The following is a 25,430-nucleotide window of genomic DNA, read 5'->3' as shown; positions in this document are numbered from 1 at the left end:
CCGGCCTTCGCCTCACCCTCGGGCAGACTCCCGGTCGGGCTCCCGGGCCGGCTTCCGTCCCGACCCGCGGCTGACGCTCACCACCAGGCACACGCCGGCGACCACGACGGCCCCGCCCAGCAGGGTGGGGCCGGTCAGCGGTTCGGCCAGCACCAGCCATCCCAGCAGCACGGCCACCACCGGGTTCACGTACGCGTAGGTGGCCACCAGCGTCAGCGGGGCGGCGCGCAGCAGCCAGGCGTACGCGGTGAAGGCGACCAGGGAACCGAACACCACCAGGAAGGCCAGCGCCAGCCAGGAGCGGGTGGACACGTCGCCGGGGCGCAGCCCGCGCTCCTCCCCCCGGGCCAGTCCGATCAGCAGATTGCCGAGCCCGCCGGCGAGCATCTGGTAGGCGCTGGACGCGAGGACGTTGCCGGGCATCCGGATCCGCTTGCTGGCGAAGGAGCCGGACGCCCAGGTGAGGGTGGCGCAGATGATCGCGACCACCCCGGCGGGGGCTATCGAGCCGCCGATCGCGGGGGCGGAGAGCACGGCCAGGCCCACCAGTCCGAGCAGCACTCCGGCCAGTTCGGCGCGCCTGGGCCGCTCGCCGCCGGCCGCCGTCAGCAGCACCATCCAGATCGGCACGGCGGCGACCAGCAGCGCGGCCAGGCCGGAGGGGACGGAGGTCTCGCCGAGCACCACGAGTCCGTTGCCGCCGGTCAGCAGCAGCAGTCCGACCAGGGCGGCGGAGCCCAGCTGCCGCGCGTCCACCCGGAGTCCGGCCCTGCCGTGGCGGACGGCGACGAAGCCGGCGAGCAGCAGACCGGCGGTCAGGAAGCGGGCGGCGGCGGAGAGGAAGGACGGCATGGTCTCCACCGCGATCCGGATCGCCAGATAGGTCGAGCCCCACACCACGTAGACCACCACGAGCGCCGTCCACACCCCGGCTCCGAGCCGCCCGGAGGAGGCGTCGGAGCCGGGGTCGCCCGAGGCGTCGGCGGGGACGGGGCGGGCGGTCGCTGACCCGGCCGACCCTTGTTCGGCTGGAGCTGTCATGGGTGTCCCCCCGGAACGGTACTGGCAGATGTACCCGACATGACACCGCATCGGCCACCCCGCGCGCCAGTGGGTATCACCAGGCGGTCACCATCGAACACCGGTCCGCTTCCCACCCCGGCCCCGAGGAGTCCCCGTGCCGTCCGCCCTCCCCTTCTTCGTCTACGGCACCCTGCTCACCGGGGAACGCAACCACGCGCTGTTCCTGGCCGGCCGCTGCGCCTCGGTACGGCCCGCGGTCCTGGACGGCGCGGCGCTGCACGCGGGGCCCGGCTTCCCGTACGCCGTGCCGGACGCCGCCCCGGGCCGGCGGATCGTCGGCGAGCTGGTGACGATCCGCCCGGCCGCCTACCCGGCGGCGCTCGCGGCGCTGGACCGGCTGGAGGACTGCCGGCCGGCCGGCGGCGGCGAGTACGTCCGCGAGCGGCTGACCGTCCGCACCGGGGACGGCGGCACCGCCCCGGCCTGGGTGTACCTGGCCGGACCGGCCGTCGGCGCCCGGCTGCGCGCGCACCCGGCGCTCATCGCCTCCGGCGACTGGCGACGGCGCGACCGATGACAGCCCGCCCGAGGGCGGCCCGGCGCACCGGTCCGGGGCCGCACCCTGACCGACCGCGGGGCGAATACCGCCAGGTAGGCTGCCCCCACCCGCCCCGAGCACGCCCCCGCCCCGAGCACGCCCCCGAGGAGCCCCCCGGTGTCCCAGCAGCCACCCCCGATCACCGTCGTCGGGATCGGGGCCGACGGCTGGCCCGGGCTCGGTGCCGCCGCGCGCGCCGCCCTGCGGGCCGCCGGGGCCGTGATCGGCGGACCCCGGCAGCTGGACCTGCTGCCCGCCGAGGAGGTCGGCGCCGAACGGGTGTCCTGGCCGTCCCCGCTGCGCCCGGCCGTCCCCGGCCTGCTCGCCCGGTACGCGGACCGCCGGACGGTCGTCCTGGCCAGCGGCGACCCGATGTTCTTCGGCATCGGCCGCACCCTCGCCGAGACCGTCGGCCCCGAACGGCTGCGGATCCTGCCGCACCCCTCCTCGGTCGCGTACGCCTGCGCCCGGCTCGGCTGGCCGCTGGAGGCGACCGAGGTGGTCAGCCTGGTCGGCCGGCCCCTCGACACCCTGAGGCTCGCCCTCAACCCGGGCCGCCGGCTGCTGGTGCTCAGCGCCGACGCCGCCACCCCGGCCGCCGTCGCCGCGCTGCTCGCCGGACTCGGGTACGGCTCCGCCCGGCTGCGGGTCCTCGAACAGCTCGGCGGCCCCGGCGAACGGCAGCTGGACGGCCCCGCCGACGGCTGGCCGCACCCGCCCGGCGACCCGCTCAACCTGATCGCCGTCGAGCTCGGCGCCGACGGCCCCCGCACCCCCGTCGTCCCCGGCCTGCCCGACGGCGCGTACGAGAGCGACGGCCAGCTGACCAAGCGGCACGTGCGCGCCGCCACTCTCGCCACCCTGGCCCCCGTCCCCGGCGAACTGCTGTGGGACATCGGCGGCGGCTCGGGCTCGATCGCGATCGAGTGGCTGCGCTCCCACCGCGACAACCGGGCCGTCACGGTCGAACGCGACCCGGTGCGGGCCGAGCGGATCGCCCGCAACGCCGCCGCCCTCGGCGTGCCCCGGCTGCGCGTGGTCACCGGCCCCGCCCCGGACGCGCTCGCCGGACTGCCCGCCCCGGACGCGGTGTTCGTCGGCGGCGGCCTCACCGCGCCCGGCCTGCTCGACACCTGCTGGGCCGCGCTGCCGCCCGGCGGCCGGCTGGTCGCCAACACCGTGACCCTGGAGTCGGAGGCGCTGCTCACCACCTGGTACCGACGGCACGGCGGCGAACTGCTGCGGCTCGCCGTCGCGCACGCCGTCCCGGTCGGCGGCTTCACCGGCTGGCGCCAGGCGATGCCGGTCACCCAGTGGTCCGCCGTCAGACCCGCCGCCGACCCCCTCACCCCCCGGGAGAACGCCTCGTGACCGTCCACTTCATCGGGGCCGGCCCCGGCGCCGCCGACCTGATCACCCTGCGCGGCCAGCGGATCCTGGCCCGCGCCGAGGTCTGCCTCTACGCCGGCAGCCTGGTGCCGCGCGAGCTGCTCGCCGAGTGCCCGCCCGGCGCCCGGCTGGTCGACACCGCCAACCTCACCCTCGACGTGATCGTCGAGGAGATGGTCCGCGCCCACGCCGCCGGGCAGGACGTCGCCCGGCTGCACTCCGGCGACCCGTCGGTGTTCAGCGCCGTCGCCGAGCAGATGCGCCGCCTCGACGCGGCCGGCGTGCCCTACGACGTGGTGCCGGGCGTGCCGGCCTTCGCCGCCGCGGCGGCCGCGCTCAAGCGCGAGCTGACCGTGCCGACCGTCGGCCAGACCGTGATCCTCACCCGGATCGCCAAGCGCGCCACCCCGATGCCCGAGGGCGAGGACCTCGCCACCCTCGGCCGCAGCGGCGCCCTGCTCGTCCTGCACCTGGCCGCCGGGTACGTGGACGACGTGGTCGAGCAGCTGCTCCCGCACTACGGGGCGGACTGCCCGGCCGCCGTGGTCGCGATGGCCAGCCGGCCGGACGAGCTGGTGCTGCGCGGCACCGTCGGGGACATCGCCGGGCAGATGAAGGCCGCCGGCGTGGTCCGCACCGCCGTGATCATCGTCGGCCGCACCCTGGCCGCCGAGCAGTTCCGCGACAGCCACCTCTACTCCGCGGACCGCGAGCGCCCGCACGAGCCCTGCGGCACCTGATGACCGCGCCGGACCTCCGCCCGACCACACCCCCGGACCGCCGCCACCTGCTGATCCTCGGCGGCACCACCGAGGCGCGCGCCCTCGCCGCCGCCCTCGACGGCCGGGCCGGGCTCCGGGTCACCAGCTCGCTCGCCGGGCGGGTGGCCCGGCCCCGGCTGCCCGCCGGCGAGGTGCGGATCGGCGGCTTCGGCGGCGCCGACGGCCTCGCCGACTGGCTGCGCGCCGAGCGGGTGGACACCGTGGTGGACGCCACCCACCCGTTCGCCGCCGTGATGTCCGGCAACGCCGCCGCGGCCGCCGCGGCGACCGGCGTCCCGCTGCTCGCACTGCGCCGCCCCGGCTGGACGGCCGGACCGGGCGACGACTGGCACCGCGTCCCCTCCCTGGACGCCGCCGCCGCGCTGCTGCCCGCTCTCGGCCGACGGGTCCTGCTCACCAGCGGCCGGCAGGGCATCGCCGCCTTCGCCCACCTCGACGGCCTGCACTTCGTGGCCCGCTCGGTCGATCCGCCCGAGCCGCCGCTGCCCGCCGCGCTCGACGTCCTGCTCGACCGGGGCCCGTTCACCCTGGACGGCGAGCGGGCGGTGCTGCGCGAGCACCGGATCGACGTCGTGGTCACCAAGGACAGCGGCGGCGCGGCCACCGCGCCCAAACTCACCGCGGCCCGCGAACTCGGCCTGCCCGTGGTGCTGGTGGACCGCCCGCCGCTGCCGGCCGGAGTGCCGGTCGCGGCGAGCGTCGCCGAGGTGCTGGAGCGGCTCGCCGACCACGGCCCGATCGGGCCGTAATTCCCGCGCGGAACCCGCCCCACGCTGCAAGGATGACCGGATGACCGACGCCTACGAACTCGCCGACGCCGCCCGCCCCGAGCCGCCCCTGGCCGGTGCGGAACTCGCCACCCTGACGGGCTTCCTGGACTTCCAGCGCGCCACCTTCGCCTGGAAGTGCACCGGGCTGAGCACCGAACAGCTCCGCGCCCGCCCGCTGCTCCCCTCCACGCTCTCCCTGCTCGGCCTCACCCGCCACCTGGCCGAGGTGGAGCTCGGCTGGTTCCGCAACATCCTCAACGGCGAGGGCCACCCCGGTATCTGGCGGGACTCCAACGGCAGGTTCGCCGAGTTCGCGGCCGACGAGGCCGACCCCGAGGAGGCGTTCGCCCACTGGCGCGCCGAGTGCGAGCACGCCCGCGAACTCGTCGCCGCCGCCCCGTCCCTGGACGTGCTCGGCCACTACCGCGCGGCCGACGGCAAGGAGACCGAGTACTCCCTGCGCTGGATCCTCACCCACATGATCGAGGAGTACGCCCGCCACAACGGCCACGCCGACCTCCTCCGCGAGCACCTCGACGGCCGCACCGGCGAGTAGCCGGACCCGGGCACGCCGCCGCCCGGCCCCGGGGTTCCGGGACCGGGCGGCGGGTGCCCGGATCAGATGTCGCGGAAGGTCTCGATCTGGGCGCCGATGGAGTTGAGGCGCTCGGCGAGGTCCTCGTAGCCCCGGTTGATGACGTAGACGTTGCGGAGCACCGAGGTGCCCTTGGCGGCCAGCATCGCCAGCAGGATCACCACGGCGGGGCGCAGCGCGGGCGGGCAGACCATCTCGGCGGCGCGCCAGCGGGTCGGGCCCTGGACCAGCACCCGGTGCGGGTCGAGGAGCTTGATGTCCGCGCCGAGGCGGGTGAGTTCGGTGAGGTAGATGGCGCGGTTGTCGTACACCCAGTCGTGGATCATCGTGGTGCCGTGGGCGGCCGCGGCGATGGCGGCGAAGAACGGCACGTTGTCGATGTTGATGCCGGGGAAGGGCATCGGGTGGATGGTGTCGATCGGCGCGGTGAGCTTGGAGGGGCGCACGGTGAGGTCGACCAGCCGGGTGCGGCCGTTGTGGGCGCGGTACTCGGGGGTGCGGTCGTAGTCGAGGCCCATGCCCTCCAGCACGGCGAGCTCGATCTCCAGGAACTCGATCGGCACCCGGCGGACGGTCAGCTCGGAGGAGGTGACCACGGCGGCGGCGAGCAGGCTCATGGCCTCCACCGGGTCCTCGGCCGGGGTGTAGTCGACGTCGCAGGTGATCTCGGGGACGCCGTGCACGGTGAGGGTGGTGGTGCCGACGCCGTCGATCCGCACGCCCAGCTTCTCCAGGAAGAAGCAGAGGTCCTGGACCATGTAGTTGGGCGAGGCGTTGCGGATGACGCTGACGCCGTCGTGGCGGGCGGCGGCGAGCAGGGCGTTCTCGGTGACGGTGTCCCCGCGCTCGGTCAGCACGATCGGCCGGTCCATCGGCGTGCCGGGCTGGACCGAGGCGTGGTAGGCGCCGCCGGTGGTGGCGACCTCCAGGCCGAACCGGCGCAGCGCGGTGAGGTGCGGCTGCACGGTGCGGGTGCCGAGGTCGCAGCCGCCGGCGTAGGGGATGGCGAAGTTGTCGGCGCGGTGCATCAGCGGGCCGAGGAACATCAGCACGCTGCGGGTGCGGCGGGCGGCCTCGACGTCCATGCCGGCCAGGTCGAGCTCGGCGGGCGGGGTGAGTTCGAGGTCGCGGCCGTCGTTGGTCCAGCGGCTCCTGACGCCGATGCTGGTGAGCACTTCGAGGATGCGGTAGACCTCCTCGATCCGGGCGACGCTGCGCAGGGTGGTGCGGCCGGTGGTCAGCAGCGAGGCGCAGAGGATGGCGACGCAGGCGTTCTTGCTGCTGCGGACGTCGATCGCGCCGGAGAGGGTGGTGCCGCCGGCGACCCGCAGGTGCATCGGGCCGGAGTAGCCGAGGGAGACGATCTCGCTGTCGAGCGCTTCGCCGATGCGGGCGATCATCTCAAGGCTGACATTCTGCTTGCCCTGCTCGATGCGGTTGACCGCGCTCTGGCTGGTGCCGAGGGCCTCGCCGAGCTGGGCCTGGGACCAGCCGCGGTGCTGACGCGCGGTGCGGATGAGGGTGCCGATACGGGTGAGGTAGTCGCCTGTCACTCGCCAGACGATATCTCATGGCTGAGATAGCAATGGCGTCGACCCCGCTCCTGGCGCGACATTTGTCCGTTTCTCACCCCGTATGAGCGTCAGATCTTCACACCATGGCGAAGTTATCGGGACAGTCCTGGGACAGAACTCCCGGACAGGGGACGGCCCTCAGGGCCCCAGAGGTTGCGCGCGGCCGACGATCGTCCCCGCCCGGTCGATGCAGATGACGTCCACCGCGACCGGCGAACCCACCAGCACCCCGAGCGCGGTGGCCCGGGCCGCCTCGGCCACCAGGTCGCCCAGCGGCACCCCGGCCGCCCGGCAGAGCTGGATCGCCTCCAGACCGGTGTTGGCCGCCGCGACCGACGCCGTCAGCTCCTCGTCGGCGCCGCCCGTACGGGCCAGCCCGGCCAGGTACCCCTGGTCCACCCGGGAGCGCGCCGAGTGCAGGTCGAGATGGCCGGCGGCGAGTTTGGAGAGCTTGGCGAAACCGCCGGCGACGGTCAGCCTCGGCACCGGGTGGCGCTTGAGGTACTTGAGCACGGCGCCCGCGAAGTCGCCCATGTCCAGCAGCGCGTCCTCGGGCAGGCCGTGCACCGCCGCGGCCACCTTCTCCGAGGTCGAGCCGGTGCAGCCGGCCACATGGGTGCGCCCGGCGGCCCGCGCCACGTCCACCCCGCGCCGGATCGAGTCGATCCAGGCGGAGCAGGAGTAGGGGACGACGATCCCGGTGGTCCCGAGGACGGAGAGCCCGCCGAGGATGCCGAGGCGGGGGTTCCAGGTGGACCGGGCGAGCTCCTCGCCGTGGTCGATCGACACCTCCACCACCACGTCCCCGCTGCCGCCGCACTCGGCCGCGACCTCGGCGACGGCGTCCCGGATCATCTGCCGGGGCACCGGGTTGATGGCGGGTTCGCCGACCGGCAGCGGCAGCCCGGCCTTGGTGACCGTCCCCACCCCGGGCCCGGCCCGGAACACCACACCCGCGCCCGGCTCCCCCGCCCGCACGGTGGAGCGGACCAGCGCGCCGTGCGTGACGTCCGGGTCGTCCCCGGCGTCCTTCACCACCCCGGCCGTCGCCAGCCGCCCGCCGTCCGGCTCCTCGGCCACCAGCTCCGCCGCGAGCGCGAAAGCCGGCCGCTGCCCCTTCGGCAGCGTGATCTCCACCGGGTCCGGGAACACCCCGGTGAGCAGCGCCCGGTAGGCGGCCTTGGTCGCCGCCGTGGCACACGCCCCGGTCGTCCACCCGTGCCGCAGCCCACTGCTCCGCAACTGCCCGGCCCGCCCACCGACCTCGCCCATCGCCGGTCTCCTCACCTAGGCATCGCTCGACTGCCGTCCGGCCCCGGGCATACCCGGGGCCGGACGGCCCTGCAGACGGGAGGCTCAGGCCTCCGGGTAGCGGCGGGGGGTCCAGGTGACGTCGGGGTGGGGGGAGCGGGTGACGTGCTGGGTCTGGGAGGAGCCGATCAGGAGGATGGTCCGCATGTCGACCTCGGCCGGGTCCAGTTCGCCGAGGGGGACGGTGCGGACCCGCTCGGTGGGGCCGCCGACGTCGCGGGCCAGCACCACCGGGGTCTCCGGGGCGCGGTACTCCAGCAGGAGGTCCCGGGCCCGGCCGACCTGGGTGGTGCGGGACTGCGAGCCGGGGTTGTAGAGGGCGAGCACGAGGTCGGCCGAGGCGGCGGCGCGCAGGCGCTGCGCGACGACGTCCCACGGCTTGAGGCGGTCCGAGAGCGACACCACCGCGTAGTCGTGGCCCAGCGGGGCACCGGCCCGGGAGGCGGCCGCGTGCGCGGCGGTCATCCCGGGGACGATCCGCACCGGCACCTCGCGGTAGGACTCCTCGCAGGCGACCTCCAGCACGGCGGTGGCCATCGCGAAGACGCCCGGGTCGCCGGAGGAGACCACCACGACCCGGTGGCCGCGGCGGGCCAGGTCGAGGGCGAACTCGGCGCGCTCGGACTCGACCTTGTTGTCGGAGCCGTGCCGGGTCTGGCCCGGCCGCTCCGGCACCCGGTCGAGGTAGGTGGTGTAGCCGACCAGGTCGGTCGCGGCGGCGAGGGCGCCGCGGGCCTCGGGGGTCAGCCAGAGCGGGCCGGCCGGGCCGGTGCCGACGACGGTGACGCTGCCCTGGCCGCTCAGGTCGGGGGCCGGGGCCTCCAGCGGGGCGACCTTGCTGGGCAGCACCGCCACCGCGAAGTAGGGGACGCTGTCCGGGTCGACCGAGGCCAGCGGGGCCGTCCGCTCGCCGTCCATGAACGCCCGCTCGACGTACTGGGCGTCGGCCAGCCGGCCCGCCCGCTCCAGGGCGCGGCGCACGGTCGGGAAGGTGCGGCCGAGCTTCATCACCACGGCGGAGTCGGCGGCGGCCAGGCGCGCGGTCAGCTCCTCCTCGGGCAGCGTGCCGGGGATGACGGTGAGCGTCTCCTCGGCCTCGGTGAGCGGCTGGCCCAGCCGCGCCGCCGCGGCGCTGACCGAGGTCACGCCGGGCACCACCTCGGTCGGGTAGCGGTGCGCGAGGCGCTTGTGCATGTGCTGGTAGGAGCCGTAGAAGAACGGGTCGCCCTCGGCCAGCACCACCACGTCGCGGCCGGCGTCCAGGTGGGCGGCCAGGCGTTCGGCGGCCTCCTGGTAGAAGTCGTCCAGCGCGCCCCGGTAGCCGCCGGGGTGGTCGGTGGTCTCGACGGTGATCGGGTAGACCAGCTTCTCCTCGATCTGACCTCCCGTCAGGTACCGCTCGGCGATGGAGCGGGCGATCGAACGGCCGTGCCGCGCGCTGTGGTACGCCACCACGTCGGCCCTGCCGATGAGTTCGGCGGCGCGGACGGTCACCAGCGACGGGTCGCCGGGGCCGAGGCCCACTCCGTAGAGCCGACCTGTCGCCTGCTGGTCGACTGCCTGACTGTCCGTCATTCTTCTTCGCTCGCAATCGCGTTGATCGCCGCTGCGGCCATCGCGCTGCCGCCGCGCCGCCCGCGCACCACCAGGTGCTCCAGGCCGGCCGGGTGCGCCGCCAGGGCCTCCTTGGACTCGGCCGCGCCGATGAAGCCGACCGGTACGCCGATCACGGCGGCCGGGCGCGGGGCGCCGGCCTCGATCAGCTCCAGCAGGCGGAACAGCGAGGTCGGCGCGTTGCCGACGGCGACCACCGCGCCCTCCAGCCGGGGCAGCCACAGCTCCATCGCGGCGGCGCTGCGGGTGTTGCCCATCGCCCGGGCCAGCTCCGGCACGGACGGGTCGGTGAGGGTGCAGATCACCTCGTTGTCGGCCGGCAGCCGCTTGCGCGTGACGCCGCTGGCGACCATGTTGACGTCGCACAGGATCGGCGCCCCGGCCCGCAGGGCGGCGCGCGCGGAGGCGACCGCGCCGGGCGAGTACACCAGGTCCTCGACCAGGTCGACCATGCCGCAGGCGTGGATCATCCGCACCGCGACCTGGGCGACGTCCGCGGGCAACCCGGCCAGGTCGGCCTCGGCCCGGATGGTGGCAAAGGACTGGCGGTAGATGGACGCGCCGTCCTTCTCGTACTCGATCACGTGGTCCTCCGGGCCGCGGCGACCGCCGCGGCCATCTGCTCGTTCGTCACTTCCACGGCGGTGTCCCGCCCCTGCGGTCCGCCGGTCACCGCCACCCGGTAGCTCTCCCCGGTCGCCAGCACGTCCACCCGGCGTCCGGCGGGGTGGCCGCAGCGGCGTTCGCAGCCCGACCAGTGCACCGGCAGCAGGGCGGCGCCCTCGTTCGGTACCCGGGTCCCGTCCAGTGCCCGGGCCTTGTCCAGTGCCCGGGTCTCGTCCGGCACCGGGGCCTCGTCCAGCGCCCGGGCCGCGTCGGCCCGGACGTCGGACCGCGACTTCGCGCAGCCCGGCAGCCCGGTGCAGGCGCTCGCGCCGTCCCAGGCTGCCCCGGCCGCCGTCCCGGCCACTGCCCCGGAAGCCGTCCCGACCGCCGCCCCGGCCCCCGTCCGGAAGCCGGCCGCCGTGAGCGCCGGCAGCCGGCCGGCGGGAGCGCCGGGCAGCACCACACCGCGCCACGGGGTCAGCCGAAGCTCCCCCTCGGCGGCGTCCACCAGCGCCCGCCACTGCCCGGCCGCGGCCACGCCGAAGCGCAGGCCCACGTGCAGCCCGCCCCCCGGCAGGGCGCCGAGCGGCGGGCGGGTACCGGCCGACAGCGGCAGCGGCAGCGGACCGGGCGGCAGCAGATCGGGCAGTTCGCGCAGGTGCCAGGCCCGCAGCCCGGCGGCGCGCTGCGCGTCCAGGAACTCCCGGGCCGCGTCCAGCGCCGCCGCGACCGCCCGACCGGCCGGAACCGGCCGCGCGGTGGCGGCCCGGCCGAGGCGCAGCAGGGCGGTGCCGGCCGGACCTGCGATCAATGTCACATCGGCGTCCAGCGCGGCGACGTCCCCCCGGCCGTCGTCCAGGGCGAACAGGAACTTTCCGGACAGGCCGGTCGCCCACGGGCTGGCGCACAGGGCCGCGTCGAGGGCGCGGGCCCAGGCCCGGACATCGGCGGAGCCCTCGGCGGGCCCGGCGCCGGGGCCGGGCGAGGCGACGATGTTGCGGACCCGTTCATGGGTGTCGGAGGGCAGCAGGCCGGCGGCGCGCAGCCGCTCGGCGAGTTCGCCGCCGCAGTCCGAAGCCAGGCCGCGCAGTTGGACGTTGCCGCGCGAGGTGATCTCCGGGCGGCCGTCGCCGAGCGCCTCGGCCGCGTCGACCAGCGCCAGCGCCTGACGCTCCGTCAGCAGTCCCCCGGGCAGCCGGACCCGCGCCAGGGCACCGTCGTCGGCGGTATGCAGACGAAGGGCCCCTGGGCAGGCGTCCGAACGCGCCCGGTCGGGCACGGCGGCGCCCGGCTCGACGGCGTCGGGTTCTGGAGGCATGGCGGCGAGCATACCGAGGATCCGACGGGTTGCCGCCGTACCGTCGATCACACCTCCGAGCCCGTCCGCACCGGCCGGAACCTGCACTCCCCCAGGTCAGCCGCACCCCGTACGATGCTCGCGGACGGTCCCCGCGGACCGTCCGCACGCCAGCGACGGCGCAGGGGAGGAAACCGGTGCGAACCCGGTGCGGTCCCGCCACTGTGACCGCGCTTCACCGGGCCTCCGGGGAAGCGCGGGAGCCAGGAACTCCTGCCGTCCTCCACCCGCCCGGGGCGCGGACCCCGAGGAAGGCTTGAAGCCATGCGCCGCCGCATGCCCGCGCCCACGTGGTGCTCCGTGCTGTTGTCCTTGCCCGCAGGCAATCGCCCGCTCGCCTCCGGGCGCTCGGACCCGCCGTCGACGCTCTTCGCTCCGGCGCTCCTTCCTTCGTCAGTCGCTTGTCACTCATCGCTTTCAACGCCGGCGCGCCCTTCGGCTCGGGGCGGCTCCGAGGCCGGGAGGGCCTTCGCATGATTCTGCTGCTGTCGACGTCAGACACCGACCTGCTCAGCGCCCGCGCGTCCGAGGGTCCGGTCCGCTACCGGCTCGGCAACCCGGCCCGGCTCGCCGCCGAGGAGCTGCCCGACCTGCTGGAGGGCACCGAACTGGTCGTGGTCCGCCTGCTCGGCGGCCGCCGCGCCTGGCAGGAGGGCCTGGACGCCCTGCTCGCCGGCCCCCGCCCGGTGATCGTGCTGACCGGCGAACAGGCCCCCGACGCCCAGCTGATGGAGCTGTCCACCGTCCCGGCCGGCATCGCCGCAGAGGCGCACGCCTACCTGGCCCACGGCGGCGCGGCCAACCTCGCCGAGCTCGGCGCCTTCCTCTCCGACACCGTGCTGCTCACCGGCCACGGCTTCGCCCCGCCCGCCTCCGCCCCCGCCTGGGGCCCGCTGGAGCGCACCGCCCGCACCACCGAGGGCCCGACCGTCGCGGTGCTCTACTACCGCGCCCACCACATGAGCGGCAACACCGCCTTCGTGGAGACGCTCTGCCGCGCGATCGAGGACCAGGGCGCCCGGGCCCGCGCCTACTACTGCGCCTCGCTGCGCGGCGCCGAGCCGGAGCTGCTGGCCGCCCTCGGCGAGGCGGACGCCCTCGTCACCACCGTGCTCGCCGCCGGCGGCACCCGCCCGGCCGACGCCCAGGCCGGCGGCGACGAGGAGGCCTGGGACGCGGGCGCGCTCGCCGCCCTGGACCGGCCGATCCTCCAGGCGCTCTGCCTGACCTGGTCGCGCGCCCGCTGGGAGGAGAGCGACGACGGCCTGTCCCCGCTGGACACCGCCACCCAGATCGCCGTGCCCGAGTTCGACGGCCGGCTGATCACCGTCCCGTTCTCCTTCAAGGAGCTGGACGAGGACGGCCTCACCGTCTACGCCGCCGACGAGGAGCGCTCGGCCCGGGTCGCCGGGATCGCCGTCGCCCACGCCCGGCTGCGGCACGTTCCGGCCACCGAGCGCCGGCTCGCGCTGGTGCTGTCCGCCTACCCGACCAAGCACGCCCGGGTCGGCAACGCCGTCGGCCTGGACACCCCGGCCAGCGCGATCCGCCTGCTGGAGCGCCTGCGCGCGGAGGGCATGGACCTCGGCGACGACCTGCCCGGTCTGGACACCGACACCGACGACGGCCACGAGGGCGACGCCCTCATCCACGCGCTGATCGCGGCCGGCGGCTACGACCAGGACTGGCTCACCGAGGACCAGCTGTCCCGCAACCCGGTGCGCATCCCGGCCGCCGACTACCGCCGCTGGTACGCGACCCTGCCCGAGGGCCTGCGCACCCGGGTCGAGGAGCACTGGGGCCCGGCCCCCGGCGAGCTGTACGTCGACCGCTCGCAGAACCCGGACGGCGACATCGTGCTCGCCGGGATCCGCTCCGGGAACCTGCTGGTGCTCATCCAGCCGCCGCGCGGCTTCGGCGAGAACCCGGTCGCGATCTACCACGACCCCGACCTCCCGCCGTCCCACCACTACCTGGCCGCCTACCGCTGGATCGCCGCCGCGCAGTCCGACGGCGGCTTCGGCGCCCACGCCGTGGTCCACCTCGGCAAGCACGGCAACCTGGAGTGGCTGCCCGGCAAGACCGCCGCGCTGTCCGACGAGTGCGGCCCGGACGCCGTCCTCGGCGACCTGCCGCTGGTCTACCCCTTCCTGGTCAACGACCCGGGCGAGGGCACCCAGGCCAAGCGCCGCGCCCACGCCACCCTGGTCGACCACCTCGTCCCGCCGATGGCCCGCGCCGACTCCTACGGCGACATCGCCCGCCTGGAGCAGCTGCTCGACGAGCACTCCAACATCGCCGCGATGGACCCGGCCAAGCTGCCCGCGATCCGCGCCCAGATCTGGACCCTGATCCAGGCCGCCCGGCTCGACCACGACCTCGGCCTGGACGAGCGCCCCGAGGACGACGGCTTCGACGACTTCCTGCTGCACGTCGACGGCTGGCTGTGCGAGATCAAGGACGCCCAGATCCGCGACGGCCTGCACGTGCTCGGCCAGGCGCCGGCCGGCACCGACCGGGTCAACATCGTGCTCGCCATCCTGCGCGCCCGGCAGATCTGGGGCGGCGTCAGCGCCCTGCCCGGCCTGCGCGAGGCGCTCGGCCTGGACGAGGCCGCGCTCACCCTCGGCGCCACCGACGCGGCCGAGGCGCAGGCCCGCGCCCTGGTCGAGGCCATGGAGGCGGCCGACTGGGCGCCCGAGGCGGTGGAGAAGGTCGCCGCCGGGCTGCCGGAGGCCGTGCACGAGGTGCTGGCCTTCGCCGCCACCCAGGTGGTGCCCCGGCTCGCCGCGACCACCGACGAGCTGGACGCCGTGCTGCACGCGCTCCAGGGCGGCTTCGTCCCGGCCGGCCCGTCCGGCTCGCCGCTGCGCGGACTGGTCAACGTGCTGCCGACCGGCCGCAACTTCTACTCCGTCGACCCCAAGGCCGTGCCCAGCAAGCTCGCCTGGGAGACCGGCCAGGCGCTCGCCGCCTCGCTGATCGACCGCTACCGGGCCGACAACGACGGCACCCACCCGTCCTCGGTGGGCCTGTCGCTGTGGGGCACCAGCGCGATGCGCACCGCCGGCGACGACATCGCCGAGGCCTTCGCGCTGCTCGGCGTCCGCCCGGTCTGGGACGACGCCTCGCGCCGGGTCACCGGCCTGGAGCCGATCACGCTCGCCGAGCTCGGCCGCCCGCGGATCGACGTCACGCTGCGCATCTCCGGCTTCTTCCGGGACGCCTTCCCGCACGTGGTCGCGCTGCTGGACGACGCCGTCCGGCTGGCCGCCGCCCAGGAGGAGGCGGACGCGGACAACTTCGTCCGCGCCCACGTCCAGGCGGACCTGGCCGTGCACGGCGACGAGCGCAAGGCCACCACCCGGGTCTTCGGCTCCCGCCCCGGCACCTACGGCGCCGGACTGCTCCAGCTGATCGACAGCCGGGACTGGCGCACCGACGCCGACCTGGCCGAGGTGTACACGGTCTGGGGCGGCTACGCGTACGGGCGCGGCCTGGACGGGCGTCCGGCCCGCGAGGAGATGGAGACCGCGTACAAGCGGATCACCGTCGCCGCGAAGAACACCGACACCCGCGAGCACGACATCGCCGACTCGGACGACTACTTCCAGTACCACGGCGGCATGGTGGCCACCGTGCGCGCGCTCACCGGCAAGGCCCCGACCGCCTACATCGGCGACTCGACCCGGCCGGAGACGGTCCGCACCCGCACCCTGACCGAGGAGGCGGCCCGGGTCTTCCGCGCCCGGGTGGTCAACCCGCGCTGGATCGAGGCGATGCGGCGGCACGGCTACAAGGGCGCCTTCGAGATGGCCGCGACGGTCGACTACCTCTTCGGGTACGACGCCACCACCGGCGTGGTCGCGGACTGGATGTACGAGAAGCTCACCCAGGAGTACGTGCTGGACCCGGTCAACCGGGAGTTCCTGGCCGGCGCCAACCCGTGGGCGCTGCACGGGATCAGCGAGCGGCTGCTGGAGGCGGCGAGCCGAGGGCTGTGGGAGCAGCCGGACCCGCAGCTGATCGAGCAGCTCCAGGCCGCGTTCCTGGAGACCGAGGGCGACCTGGAGGGCGACGAGGGCTGACCCGCCCCCGATCGGCCAAACCTCGATCGGTAGGCCGTTCGAGTGATCACGGGGCACCACGGGGCTGGTGACGGGGCCGCGCCAAGCGGACAATACGGGGCATGCCGCGCCCTCCCCTGCTCACCGGCCCCGCCGGTCCCCCCGGCCCCACCGCCCCGGCGGCCGACGCCGCCCGCCCCGGCCGGACGTTCGCCCGGTACCGGCCCCGGCTGGCCGCACTGGCCGCCGGGGCGCTGCCCGTGCTCGCCTTCCCGGCCCCCGGGGTCGCGGCGCTGGCCTGGGTCGCGCTCGTCCCCGGCCTGCTGCTGATGCGGGCGGCCCCGGGCGCCCGGGAGGCGGCGGTGCGCGGCTGGTGGTTCGGCGCCGGGTTCATCCTGACCGGGATGTCCTGGCTGACCCGCTCCATCGGCCCCGGACTGCCGCTGCTCGCGGTGGTGTTCGGGGCGCTCCAGGCCGGGGTGGGCCTCGCGGTGTGGCGGCTGCTGCGGCCCCCGCTGACGGTCCGGCGGGCGCTGCTCGCGCCGGTGGTGGTCGCGGCGGTCTGGCTGACCACCGAGTACGCGCGCTCCTGGCACGCGCTGGGCGGCCCGTGGGCGCTGCTCGGCGCCACCCAGTGGCAGCACCCCGCCGTGCTGGCGCTGGCCTCGGCGGGCGGGATCTGGCTGGTCAGCGCCGCGGTGGTGGCGGTCAACACCGCCGTGGCGGTGGCGCTCACCGCCGTCGACCCGCGCCCCCGGGCGGTGGCGGCGCTGTTCGCGGCGGGGGTCCTGGCGGCCGGGCCGCTGCTGTTCGCGCTCCGGCCGGCGCCGCCGGCCGCCCCCGCCGACGGGACCGAGCCCGCCGAGGTGCGGATCGCCCTGGTGCAGCCGGGCATCGTGGACGAGCCGGACGCCCGCTTCGAGGCGAGCGCCCGGGCCACCGCCGCGCTGGTCGGGCGGCCCCCGGTGGACCTGGTGGTCTGGGGCGAGTCCAGCGCCACCGCCGACCTCGACCGCGACCCGGCGGCGCTGGCCCGGCTGCGCGCGCTGTCCGAAGCCACCGGGGCCGAGCTGCTGGCCGGCGAGGACGCCCGGAAGGCGGACGGGCGGATCTCCAAGGACGCCGTCCTGGTGTCGCCGGAGGGCGTGGTCGACCGGTACCGGAAGATCCGGCTGGTGCCGTTCGGCGAGTACATCCCGCTGCGGCCGGTGCTCGGCTGGGTGGCCGGGGTCAGCCGGGCGGCGGGCGAGAACCGGGCGCCCGGCACCGACCAGCACCTGCTGCCGGCCGTGGACCGGTCCGGTCGTGCGCTGCCGATCGGCACCCTGATCTGCTTCGAGTCGGCGTTCCCCGACATGGCGCGGACGGCCGCCCGGGCGGGGGCCAGGGTCCTCGTCTACCAGTCGTCGACCTCGACCTTCCAGCGCAGTTGGGCGCCCGAACAACACGTCTCGCTGGCCGCGATCCGGGCCGCCGAGACCGGCCGGCCGGTCGTCCAGGCCTCGCTGACCGGGGTGTCGGCCGCCTTCGACGCGCAGGGCCGCGAGCTGGCGCGGCTGGACACCGACAGTACGGGCGCCCTGGTGGTGCGGCTGCCGCTGACGGCGCCGGACGCGGCCACCTGGTACGACCGGGTGGGGGACGTCGTCCCGCTGACGGCCGTCCTGGTCACGGCGGGGGCGGCGGCGGTCGCGGTGGCCGGCCGGCGGCGGGAGCGGCGCGGGCCCGGTGCGTCCTAGGGGTTGTCTGCCCCGCCGTCAGCCCACTTCGAGGACCAGCTTGCCGCGCGCGTGCCCCGATTCGACCAGGGCCAGGGCCTCGGCCGCGTGGTCCAGCGGGTAGCGGGCGGAGACGTTCGGGTCCAGCTCCCCGGCGGCCACGAGTTCGGCCAGGGCGGCCAGGGTGCCGGGGGTGGTGGACCGGGTGATGAAGCGGCCGCCCAGCTCCTGCGCGGTGACCGGATCGCTGGTGGCGACCAGCCGGGACCGGTCGGTCAGGGTCACCGCGGCGGCCCGGAGGTCGTCCCCGCCGATCAGGTCGAGGATGCCGTCGACGCCGTCCGGCGCGACCGCCCTGATCCGCTCCGCGACGCCCTGGCCGTAGCGGACCGGCACCGCGCCCAGCGACTCGACATAGCCGCGGTTGGAGTCGCCGGTGGTGCCGACGACGCGGATCCCCCGGCTGCGGGCGATCTGCGCGGCCGCGCTGCCGACGCCGCCGGAGACACCGAGGACCAGCAGGGTCTGCCCGGCGCCCACGCCGATGTCGCGGACGGCGTCGTCGGCGGTCGCGGCCGCCACCGACAGGGTGGCGGCCAGGTCGAAGCCGACCTTCGCCGGCTTCAGCGCGCTCGATCCGGCCAGCAGCAGCGTCTGTTCGGCGAAGGCACCCGCCGCGACCAGGCCGAACACCTCGTCGCCGGGGGTGAACCCGGTCACGCCGGGACCGATCCGCTCCACCACCCCGGAGGCCTCCGAGCCCATCACGAAGGGCAGCGGGCGCTCCCGGCCGAGCAGGCCCCGGCGCACCTTCCAGTCCACCGGGTTCACCCCGGCCGCCCGGACGGCGACCGCCAGCTGCCCCGGTCCGGGCTCCAGTACCGGCCGGTCCAGGAACTCCTGGTTCTCCGGGCCGCCGTAGTCCACGAATCCGAACGCCTTGGCCATGCCCGCTCCACTCTCCCGCTCGACGGCCCCCGCCCCAGCATGCGGGCGGGGGCCGGGGCCGGTCCGGTCCTGGTGGGCCGAACGGGCGGGCGGGGTGCTCCGCTCACCCGGCCCCGTCAGCGGGCGGCCCGCGTCACCGGGATCCAGAGCTCGGCCTCCGCCTCCGCCGCCTCCACCAGGGCGCCGACCCGAAGGATCTCCGGGCCCGGCCGGAACTCGTACGGGTTGGACGGGAACCACTGCGTGAAGACGTCCCGCCACATCTCCTGGAGGGCCTGCGGGAACGGCCCGACGGCCCGGAACACCGCCCAGGTGCCGGTCGGGACCTCCCGCACGTCGAGGCCGTCCGGCACCTCGGCGTCCGGCCCGGCCGCCACCGCGTGGTAGTAGTCGAGCGGCACGCCCTCCTCGCGGCTGTCCGAGAAGAACTCGGTGACCGAGACGATCCCGCGCGGCTCCTGCCCCGAGAGGGCGGCGATCCGCTCCACCTGCTCCGGCCCGATCCCCCTGATGAACTCCGCGATGGCCGGGTTGACCCCCTCGTGCACCAACGGGACCGTGGCCCTGCGCCCGACGATCCTGAACGCCGGCTTCTCGACGATCCGGTACTCCATGCTGCTGCTCCCTTCGACGACGAGCCGGAAGGACATCCGGGGCTGGGAGACCAGCACCGCGCCGCGCTGCCGGGCCTCGCCCGGGCCGACGCCGTGCATCGCCCGGAACGCCCGGGCGAACGCCTCGCCCGAGCCGTAGCCGTGGCGGACCGCGACCTCCAGCAGGGTCCGCTCCCCGGCCAGCACCTCGGCCCCCGCGAGGGTCAGCCGCCGGCGCCGGAGATACTCCGACAGCGGCATGCCGGCCAGGGCCGAGAACAGCCGCCGGAAGTGGTACTCCGAGGTGGTCGCGATCCGCGCGAGCTCACCCGCGTCGACCGTCCCGTCGAGGTGCTCCTCGATGTACTCCATGGCCCGGTTCAGCCGCTCCAGCATCCGCCCTGCCCCGTCCTTCCGTTCCTGTGCTCCTCACCGTAGGCAGCGGCCACCCGACCGGACCCGACATCCCGTGCCCGCTCCGGTCGGGTGGCCCGCACCCGGCCCGTGAGGTCAGATCAGGCCCTGGGCCAGCATCGCGTCCGCCACCAGCTCGAAGCCGGCGATGTTGGCGCCCAGGACGTAGTCGCCGGGGCGGCCGTACTTCTCCGCCGTGGTGTGGCAGGAGGTGTGGATGTCGCGCATGATCGCGGCCAGCCGCTCCTCCGTCCGCTCGAAGGACCACACGTCGCGCGAGGCGTTCTGCTGCATCTCCAGCGCGCTGGTCGCGACGCCGCCGGCGTTGGCGGCCTTGCCCGGTCCGAAGGCCACCCCGACCTCCTGGAACACCCGGACCGCCTCGGGCGTGGTCGGCATGTTGGCGCCCTCGGCGACCGCCCGCACCCCGCCCCGGACCAGGGCCAGCGCGTCCGGCCCGGTCAGCTCGTTCTGGGTCGCGCAGGGCAGCGCGACGTCCACCGGGACGCTCCAGACACCGGTCCCCTCCTGGTACTTGACGTGGCTTCCGCGCCGCTCGGCGTACTCGGTGAGCCGGCCGCGCCGGACCTCCTTGACCTCCTTCAGCAGGTCCAGGTCGATGCCCTTCTCGTCCACCACGAAGCCGGTGGAGTCGGAGGCGGTGACCACGGTCGCCCCGAGCTGCTGGGCCTTCTCGATCGCGTACAGCGCGACGTTCCCGGAGCCGGAGACGGAGACCCGCAGGCCGTCCAGCTCCTCGCCCCGGGCGCGCAGCATCTCGGCGGTGAACAGCACGCAGCCGTAGCCGGTGGCCTCGGTCCTGGCCTGGGAGCCGCCCCAGCCGATGCCCTTGCCGGTCAGCACACCGGCCTCGTAGCGGTTGGTGATCCGCTTGTACTGGCCGAACAGGTAGCCGATCTCCCGGCCGCCGACGCCGATGTCCCCGGCCGGGACGTCGGTGTGCTCGCCGAGGTGGCGGTACAGCTCGGTCATGAAGGACTGGCAGAAGCGCATGATCTCGGCGTCCGAGCGGCCCTTGGGGTCGAAGTCCGAGCCGCCCTTGCCGCCGCCGATGCCGAGGCCGGTCAGCGCGTTCTTGAAGATCTGCTCGAAGCCGAGGAACTTCACGATCCCGAGGTTCACCGAGGGGTGGAACCGCAGCCCGCCCTTGTACGGGCCGAGGGCGCTGTTGAACTCCACCCGGAAGCCCCGGTTGACGTGCACCCGGCCCCGGTCGTCGGTCCACGGCACCCGGAACATCACCTGCCGCTCGGGCTCCACGATCCGCTCGACGATCCGCGCCTCGACCAGCTCCGGCCGCGCCGCCAGCACCGGTCCGAGCGTCTCCAGCACCTCCCGCACGGCCTGCTGGAACTCGGGCTCGCCGGCGTTGCGGCGCAGCACCTCGGCGAGCAGGGAGTCGAGGGCGGGGTTCTCGGCGTCGTGGGACGACACGGGCACAGGGGTAGCCGGCATCTTGTGAGCACCTTCCATGGGGGTGGTCGAAAGACAGGCGCTCCCCCGCCCGGGGGGAGACGCCGGCGGTCCCCTCGCCATTGAGGGCGTCACGGCGCGCCACAACACCGGCGCGGCGACTCCGGACCGCTCGCAGGCGTCAGTCTCGCACCGCTCCCCCGTGTTTGTCCGCCCCTGTCAGGTCGCTGCCGACCTCGGCTTTCGGTTCGTGAGCAGCGCCAACCCTCCGTACACCTCCGGCCGAGCTGTTGTTCAAATTGGAACTACCTAGTACCGTCGGGATCCGAGTCCCAGGAGAACCGTCCGTCACGGAGGCCCAGCCCGTGCCGCAGGTGCAGCTGCCCGAGCAGCAGAACAATTCCCCGCGGGCGCCGTTGGCCGCGGGTGCCCCGCAGACCGCCGACGACGCCCGGGTCCGGTCCCGGGTGCGGATCCCGCCGACCTTCCCGGACGGGTACCGGGCCGAGGCGGAGGTGTTCACCTTCCACGGACTGACGGACGCTGGACGCGCTGTGCCGCAACCTGGCCGAAGCCACCATCCCGCGCCCGTTGCTCGGCCGGGGCGGACTCGAACCCTACCGCCCCCGCCAAGCCCGACCACCAGGCCATCGCCGAGAGGCTGATCCGCCGTGCGTGGTGACCCCAGGGCGGCCCGTTCCGGTGATTGGGGGGACAAGCTGTCGCCCCAAGGAGAGGGGCCCGGACAAGCTGGAACCATGCCCGCCTCTCCGCTCTCCAGTGCTCAAGAGGCCCGGAAGGCCATCGCCGACGCCTTAGGAGCCATCCGCAAAGACGCTGAACTGTCCGGCCATGAGCTGGCCCAGCGCTGCGGGTGGCACCCGTCCAAGTCTTCTCGGATCGAGAACGCCCGCACCACACCCTCCGACGCTGACATACGGGTGTGGTGCGAGGCGTGCGGTGTGCCAGAGCGAGCGCCTGACCTCATCGCCGCGTCCCGGTCGGCCGACTCGATGTACACCGAGTGGAAGCGGCTCCACGGCACCGGCTTGCGCCGCGCTCAGGAAGAGGTAGTGCCGCTCTACGAGCGGACGCGCCTCATGCGGGTCTACTGCTCCACGGTAGTGCCTGGACTGCTTCAAACCCCCTCCTATGCAACGGGACTGCTGGAGGCGATCACCGAGTTCCGGGGCATCCCGAACGACGTACCAGAAGCCGTGGCCGCCCGCATGGCGCGGTCTCACGTCCTCCGCGAGGGCAACCACCGCTTTGCCCTACTGGTCGAACAGGGCGTCTTGCATCACCAAATGGCCGACTCGGAAGGCATGGCCGGGCAGCTCGGTCACTTGCTGGCCGTGATCTCCCTGCCGAACGTGTCGCTCGGAGTAGTGCCGCACGCTGGCCGCCGGAAGCTGTGGCCCATGGAGACGTTCTCCATCTTCGACGACGCCCGTGTACAGGTGGAGCTGCTATCCGCGCGCGTGGTCATCACGGCGCCCGGCGAGGTTGCCACCTACGCACGGGCGTTTCAAGAGCTGTCCCGGATGGCCGTCTACGGTGCCCAAGCGCGTGCGCTCATCACGTCCGCGATAGCCGCGCTCGGGTGAATCCCTGCAAGACCGTGCAACATGCTCGCGGCTCGGTCGGCTCGGTCCCTACCGTTCTGACTACGGATCAGAACTGGAGACGGGAGCCACGGCCAATGTCGCAGACGACGGATCTACAGGAACCGACGGAAGTCGACCGCGTCACCGCGGATTCCGTCCCGAACCGGATCAGCATCCTGCGGGAGTGGCCGCCCTGTTCCTGCGGCAAGGACGTGTGTCCGGACAGGGGCGTGCGGTGAGTCTTCACGAGATCGCGGCCCGCCCTCACGACGTGCCGCCGGACACCGACGAGTGTCCGGGGTGTGTGTTCTTCGACCGGGCCGAGGCGCAGTACCCGCAGGCTGTGAACCCGACGATCTCGCGGATGCTCGCGCGCAACCGGGCCCGGCACGTCGAGGACGGGGAGTGCGTGGCGTCGGGGGTGGCCGGTGAGTGACCAGGACGAGGTTCAGGCGGGCCTGGACGGTACCGCTGAGGAAGTTGGGGCCGGTGGACCCGTTCGCGTGGCTGCACGCCCACCCGTGGCCCGTGAGGAAGGCGTCCGGGCCCCGGCCGGTCCTCACGCCGGAGGAGTTCGGCGAGGCGCCCTTGTCGGAGGGGGACAGGGTTCGTCGCGCGAAGTTGCTGGCGCGGGTGCGCGAGGCCAACCACCCCCGGCTGCGCTGATGGACCCCTACGCCGCTCCGGTGTTCGGCATCGGCGGCCTGTGGGCGGGCCAGCGGCGGGCGTGGGACGGCCTGCCGCCGCCGGTTCCCTGGTGGGTGCAGTACCGGCCCTTGTGGGCCACCCAGATTCCCGCTCCGGCCGTCATCCCTGGCAGGCGGCCGGCCGGAGCGGGTTCCGCAACACCGAAGGACCCCGGCACCTGCCGGTGACCGGGAACCCCGCAGTGTGAGGAGTCATCAGTATGGGCCACGACCCGGAGAAGCAGCCCGAGAGGCCGCCCGGCCCCACGCCGCCGGACACCGCCGACACCGCCCCCACCGAGTAGGAGGAACCTGCCATGCGCATCGAGATCATCGTGTCCAAGCACAAGGGCAACGAGAAGCCGCCGCCGAAGCACGCGGGCAAGCCCGCCGAGGAGAAGCCCGCCACGCCGTCGAAGTAGCGGCTGCCAGCACACGGCAGGCCCCTCGCCAGCACGCGCGAGGGGCCTGCCCCCACTGCAAGGGAGAGCACCGATGGTCGACCGTCTGGTCATCTCGTACGAGTCGCGCCACTTCGCCGACGCGGACTGGTCGAGGAACGCGGACCGCTGGCGGGCCAGCTTCTACGAGAACGGATCCAAGATCTTCGGCACCGCCGATATCACCCGCGTCGTCCCCGGTGTCACACCGAATCCCCGCGAGGCGCTGGGGTTGGACCCAGGACTCCTCGACCGCATTCCGCGGGTGGTCTTCACCGAGGACGGCGGGCTCGCCCCGGCGCTGGCCGGGCTGCGGCCGTCGCTGCTGCTTCTGCTGGAGTCCGTCGAGGTCTCCACCGAGTGGCGCGGGAGGGGCGTCGGGATGCGACTGGCGGTCGAGGCCCTCCGCCGCCTGGCCGTCCCGGGAACGGTGGCCGTCTGCTACCCGGCCCCGATTCACGAACACGGGCCGGACGAGCCGTGCAGCTTCGACTCGGACGACCCCGAGGTCCGCAGACCCGACGAGGAGGCCATGGACAAGCTCCGCCGGGCCTGGGAACGCCACGGCTTCTCGCCGCTCGCCGACGGCGTCTACGCCCGGCCGCTCGAACCCTGACCTCCCGGACCGCCCCCGCCGCACGCGTGGCCCTGGCAGCGCGCGGCGGGGCTTCCTACATCTGAACGGAACCCCCGTGCCCCGCAAGATCCCAGAACCCACGGGCAGGACCCGCACCAATCTGATCACCGCCTACGCCACGGGTACGCCGGGGCGCGCACTCGCGAAGAACCACAAGGTGTCCGAGGCCACCATGGCCAAGTGGCTCCGGCGCTGGGGGGCCACCAAAGGCCCCGCGACCAGCGACCCCGGGGTGGACCGCGAGGAGGCCGTCCGTCTCTACAACGACGGCACGCCCCTCTCCACACTCATGCGGCACTACGGCGTCACCCGCCGCCGCATGGAACTCCTCCTCGAAGCCTGGGACGTCCCCGTGCGCAGAACCCCGCGCCACCCTCAGACGGACCCCAAGGTGGACCGCGAGGAGGCTGTCCGGCTCTACAACGACGGCACGTCCGCCCAGGCGCTGGCCCAGCTCTACGGCGTCACCCCGGACCGGGTCAAGCGCCGCCTACGAGCCTGGGACGTCCCCCTGCGCACCCGGAAGCAGGCCGCCCAGCACACCGCGCGCACCCGCCGGGAAACCCAGGCACGAGCCCTCGACGCCTACCGCCTGTTCCCGTGACACGCACCTGTTGCTGAAGTAGCAGCTGCGGCGCACCCCGAATCCCGGATGTCCCACGAGGCCGCCCCGAACCCCAAAGTGGATCACTGCCTAAGATCACCGCATGATGCCGACACCGCAGCGTGGCCTGATCGGGCTCGAAGTCCGAATAGTCGGGGAGGGCCCAAAGAACCGGGTGGTCTACGTGCCGACTGAAGAGCTGGCTGAAGCCGAGTTGACCATGGCCCGACTGCGCTCCTACTCGAACGAAGCCCGGCGTGAAGCTTTGAGCAAGGCTCGGGCCACGGCCGATGAGACGGGTGCATAGGCGTCTACCTCAACCCATTTACGCAGGTCGGGCACAAGGTGGAGAGGTGTACCGTTACCCCAGGACTCCGGTCTCGACACGTACGACGCCAACACCGCGCTCGGACTGCCGGAGGACGGCCGCGACTACACGGCGGCCGCGCAGATGCTCGGCGCCCTCGGGGTCGACGGGATCGAGCTGCTGAGCAACAACCCCGACAAGGATGCCCAGTTGGCCGCCCTGGGCGTCACGGTCGAGCGCCGGGTGCCGACGGGTGTGCACCTGACCGGGAGCAACGTCCGCTACCTGCGGGCCAAGGTGGAGCGGACGGGGCACTCGATCGAGCTGTCCCGGCTGGTGGGCTGAGCCGGGCGCCG

The 25,430-nt window shown here is 74.5% G+C and carries 20 protein-coding genes, 1 pseudogene and 1 riboswitch; of the genes and pseudogenes, 12 read left to right on the top strand and 9 right to left on the bottom strand.

What is annotated here, in order from left to right:
* Nucleotides 1-12: 12 nt before the first annotated feature.
* The gene (locus OG715_RS34325) at nt 13-1,041 is read right to left on the bottom strand and encodes an EamA family transporter (protein ID WP_266273372.1); all 1,029 of its coding nucleotides are present in this window, start codon (nt 1,039-1,041) and stop codon (nt 13-15) included.
* Nucleotides 1,042-1,177: 136 nt separating this feature from the next.
* Here OG715_RS34325 and OG715_RS34320 point away from each other — a divergent pair, with 136 nt between their 5' ends.
* The 5 genes from OG715_RS34320 (at nt 1,178) to OG715_RS34300 (ending at nt 5,118) form a co-directional block, all read left to right on the top strand.
* Nucleotides 1,178-1,600 (top strand): gamma-glutamylcyclotransferase family protein, encoded by a 423-nt coding sequence (locus tag OG715_RS34320; RefSeq protein ID WP_266273373.1) that lies wholly within the window; start codon nt 1,178-1,180, stop codon nt 1,598-1,600.
* A gap of 138 nt (nt 1,601-1,738) precedes the next feature.
* Nucleotides 1,739-2,992 (top strand): precorrin-6y C5,15-methyltransferase (decarboxylating) subunit CbiE, encoded by a 1,254-nt coding sequence (gene cbiE / locus OG715_RS34315; protein WP_266273374.1) that lies wholly within the window; start codon nt 1,739-1,741, stop codon nt 2,990-2,992.
* Nucleotides 2,989-3,750 (top strand): precorrin-4 C(11)-methyltransferase, encoded by a 762-nt coding sequence (gene cobM, locus OG715_RS34310; protein ID WP_266273375.1) that lies wholly within the window; start codon nt 2,989-2,991, stop codon nt 3,748-3,750. Before cbiE ends, cobM begins: the two co-directional genes overlap by 4 nt.
* A complete protein-coding gene (locus OG715_RS34305; protein WP_266273376.1) occupies nt 3,750-4,541 on the top strand; it encodes a cobalt-precorrin-6A reductase in 792 nt (263 codons plus the stop codon). Before cobM ends, OG715_RS34305 begins: the two co-directional genes overlap by 1 nt.
* Before the next feature lie 40 nt (nt 4,542-4,581).
* Nucleotides 4,582-5,118, top strand: a complete 537-nt coding sequence (locus OG715_RS34300; RefSeq protein ID WP_266273377.1) for a DinB family protein — start codon at nt 4,582-4,584, stop codon at nt 5,116-5,118.
* A 62-nt stretch (nt 5,119-5,180) separates the two neighbouring features.
* Here OG715_RS34300 and OG715_RS34295 read toward each other — a convergent pair whose 3' ends face one another.
* The 5 genes from OG715_RS34295 to OG715_RS34275 all read right to left on the bottom strand — a co-directional run bounded on the left by OG715_RS34295 (nt 5,181) and on the right by OG715_RS34275 (nt 11,580).
* Nucleotides 5,181-6,710 (bottom strand): UDP-N-acetylglucosamine 1-carboxyvinyltransferase, encoded by a 1,530-nt coding sequence (locus OG715_RS34295; protein ID WP_266273378.1) that lies wholly within the window; start codon nt 6,708-6,710, stop codon nt 5,181-5,183.
* Nucleotides 6,711-6,869: 159 nt separating this feature from the next.
* Complete coding sequence (locus OG715_RS34290) at nt 6,870-8,003, bottom strand: cobalt-precorrin-5B (C(1))-methyltransferase (RefSeq protein ID WP_266273379.1); 1,134 nt, start codon at nt 8,001-8,003, stop codon at nt 6,870-6,872.
* Between the two features lie 84 nt (nt 8,004-8,087).
* Nucleotides 8,088-9,617 carry a precorrin-2 C(20)-methyltransferase gene (locus tag OG715_RS34285; protein WP_266273380.1) on the bottom strand — a complete coding sequence of 510 codons (1,530 nt, stop codon included), beginning with the start codon at nt 9,615-9,617 and terminating at the stop codon, nt 8,088-8,090.
* Nucleotides 9,614-10,240, bottom strand: coding sequence for a precorrin-8X methylmutase (locus OG715_RS34280; protein ID WP_030392140.1), 627 nt, complete (start codon nt 10,238-10,240; stop codon nt 9,614-9,616). The genes OG715_RS34285 and OG715_RS34280 overlap by 4 nt, the downstream gene beginning before the upstream one ends.
* Entirely contained in the window at nt 10,237-11,580 is a 1,344-nt protein-coding gene (locus OG715_RS34275; RefSeq protein ID WP_266273381.1) for a hypothetical protein, read from the bottom strand. The genes OG715_RS34280 and OG715_RS34275 overlap by 4 nt, the downstream gene beginning before the upstream one ends.
* A gap of 166 nt (nt 11,581-11,746) precedes the next feature.
* Nucleotides 11,747-11,832, top strand: a riboswitch (cobalamin riboswitch).
* 260 nt (nt 11,833-12,092) lie between these two features.
* Between OG715_RS34275 and cobN the strand changes: the two genes are divergently transcribed.
* Complete coding sequence (gene cobN, locus OG715_RS34270) at nt 12,093-15,707, top strand: cobaltochelatase subunit CobN (protein ID WP_266273382.1); 3,615 nt, start codon at nt 12,093-12,095, stop codon at nt 15,705-15,707.
* Nucleotides 15,708-15,808: 101 nt separating this feature from the next.
* The gene (lnt, locus tag OG715_RS34265; RefSeq protein WP_266273383.1) at nt 15,809-17,425 is read left to right on the top strand and encodes an apolipoprotein N-acyltransferase; all 1,617 of its coding nucleotides are present in this window, start codon (nt 15,809-15,811) and stop codon (nt 17,423-17,425) included.
* An 18-nt stretch (nt 17,426-17,443) separates the two neighbouring features.
* Here lnt and OG715_RS34260 read toward each other — a convergent pair whose 3' ends face one another.
* From OG715_RS34260 to gdhA, 3 genes are all read right to left on the bottom strand, one after another.
* On the bottom strand, nt 17,444-18,352 hold the full coding sequence (locus OG715_RS34260; RefSeq protein ID WP_266273384.1) for an NADP-dependent oxidoreductase: 909 nt from the start codon (nt 18,350-18,352) through the stop codon (nt 17,444-17,446).
* Nucleotides 18,353-18,468: 116 nt separating this feature from the next.
* Nucleotides 18,469-19,341 carry an AraC family transcriptional regulator gene (locus OG715_RS34255; RefSeq protein ID WP_266273385.1) on the bottom strand — a complete coding sequence of 291 codons (873 nt, stop codon included), beginning with the start codon at nt 19,339-19,341 and terminating at the stop codon, nt 18,469-18,471.
* 114 nt (nt 19,342-19,455) lie between these two features.
* On the bottom strand, nt 19,456-20,835 hold the full coding sequence (gene gdhA, locus OG715_RS34250) for an NADP-specific glutamate dehydrogenase (protein WP_266273387.1): 1,380 nt from the start codon (nt 20,833-20,835) through the stop codon (nt 19,456-19,458).
* A 716-nt stretch (nt 20,836-21,551) separates the two neighbouring features.
* Between gdhA and OG715_RS34245 the strand changes: the two genes are divergently transcribed.
* From OG715_RS34245 to OG715_RS34225, 5 genes and pseudogenes are all read left to right on the top strand, one after another.
* A complete protein-coding gene (locus tag OG715_RS34245) occupies nt 21,552-22,400 on the top strand; it encodes a helix-turn-helix domain-containing protein (RefSeq protein WP_266273389.1) in 849 nt (282 codons plus the stop codon).
* Between the two features lie 235 nt (nt 22,401-22,635).
* Nucleotides 22,636-22,836 carry a hypothetical protein gene (locus tag OG715_RS34240; RefSeq protein ID WP_266273390.1) on the top strand — a complete coding sequence of 67 codons (201 nt, stop codon included), beginning with the start codon at nt 22,636-22,638 and terminating at the stop codon, nt 22,834-22,836.
* A gap of 745 nt (nt 22,837-23,581) precedes the next feature.
* Nucleotides 23,582-24,142 carry a hypothetical protein gene (locus OG715_RS34235; RefSeq protein WP_266273391.1) on the top strand — a complete coding sequence of 187 codons (561 nt, stop codon included), beginning with the start codon at nt 23,582-23,584 and terminating at the stop codon, nt 24,140-24,142.
* A 76-nt stretch (nt 24,143-24,218) separates the two neighbouring features.
* Nucleotides 24,219-24,767 carry a helix-turn-helix domain-containing protein gene (locus tag OG715_RS34230; RefSeq protein ID WP_266273392.1) on the top strand — a complete coding sequence of 183 codons (549 nt, stop codon included), beginning with the start codon at nt 24,219-24,221 and terminating at the stop codon, nt 24,765-24,767.
* A gap of 367 nt (nt 24,768-25,134) precedes the next feature.
* Nucleotides 25,135-25,419, top strand: a pseudogene (locus tag OG715_RS34225) (GTP cyclohydrolase); the annotation flags it as partial.
* Nucleotides 25,420-25,430 lie beyond the last annotated feature (11 nt).

The sequence above is a fragment of the Kitasatospora purpeofusca genome (genome assembly GCF_036010405.1).
GTDB classification, from domain to species: Bacteria; Actinomycetota; Actinomycetes; order Streptomycetales; family Streptomycetaceae; genus Kitasatospora; species Kitasatospora purpeofusca.
Note: the sequence above shows the minus strand (reverse complement) of the source record. Positions and strands in the feature narration are given on the sequence as shown.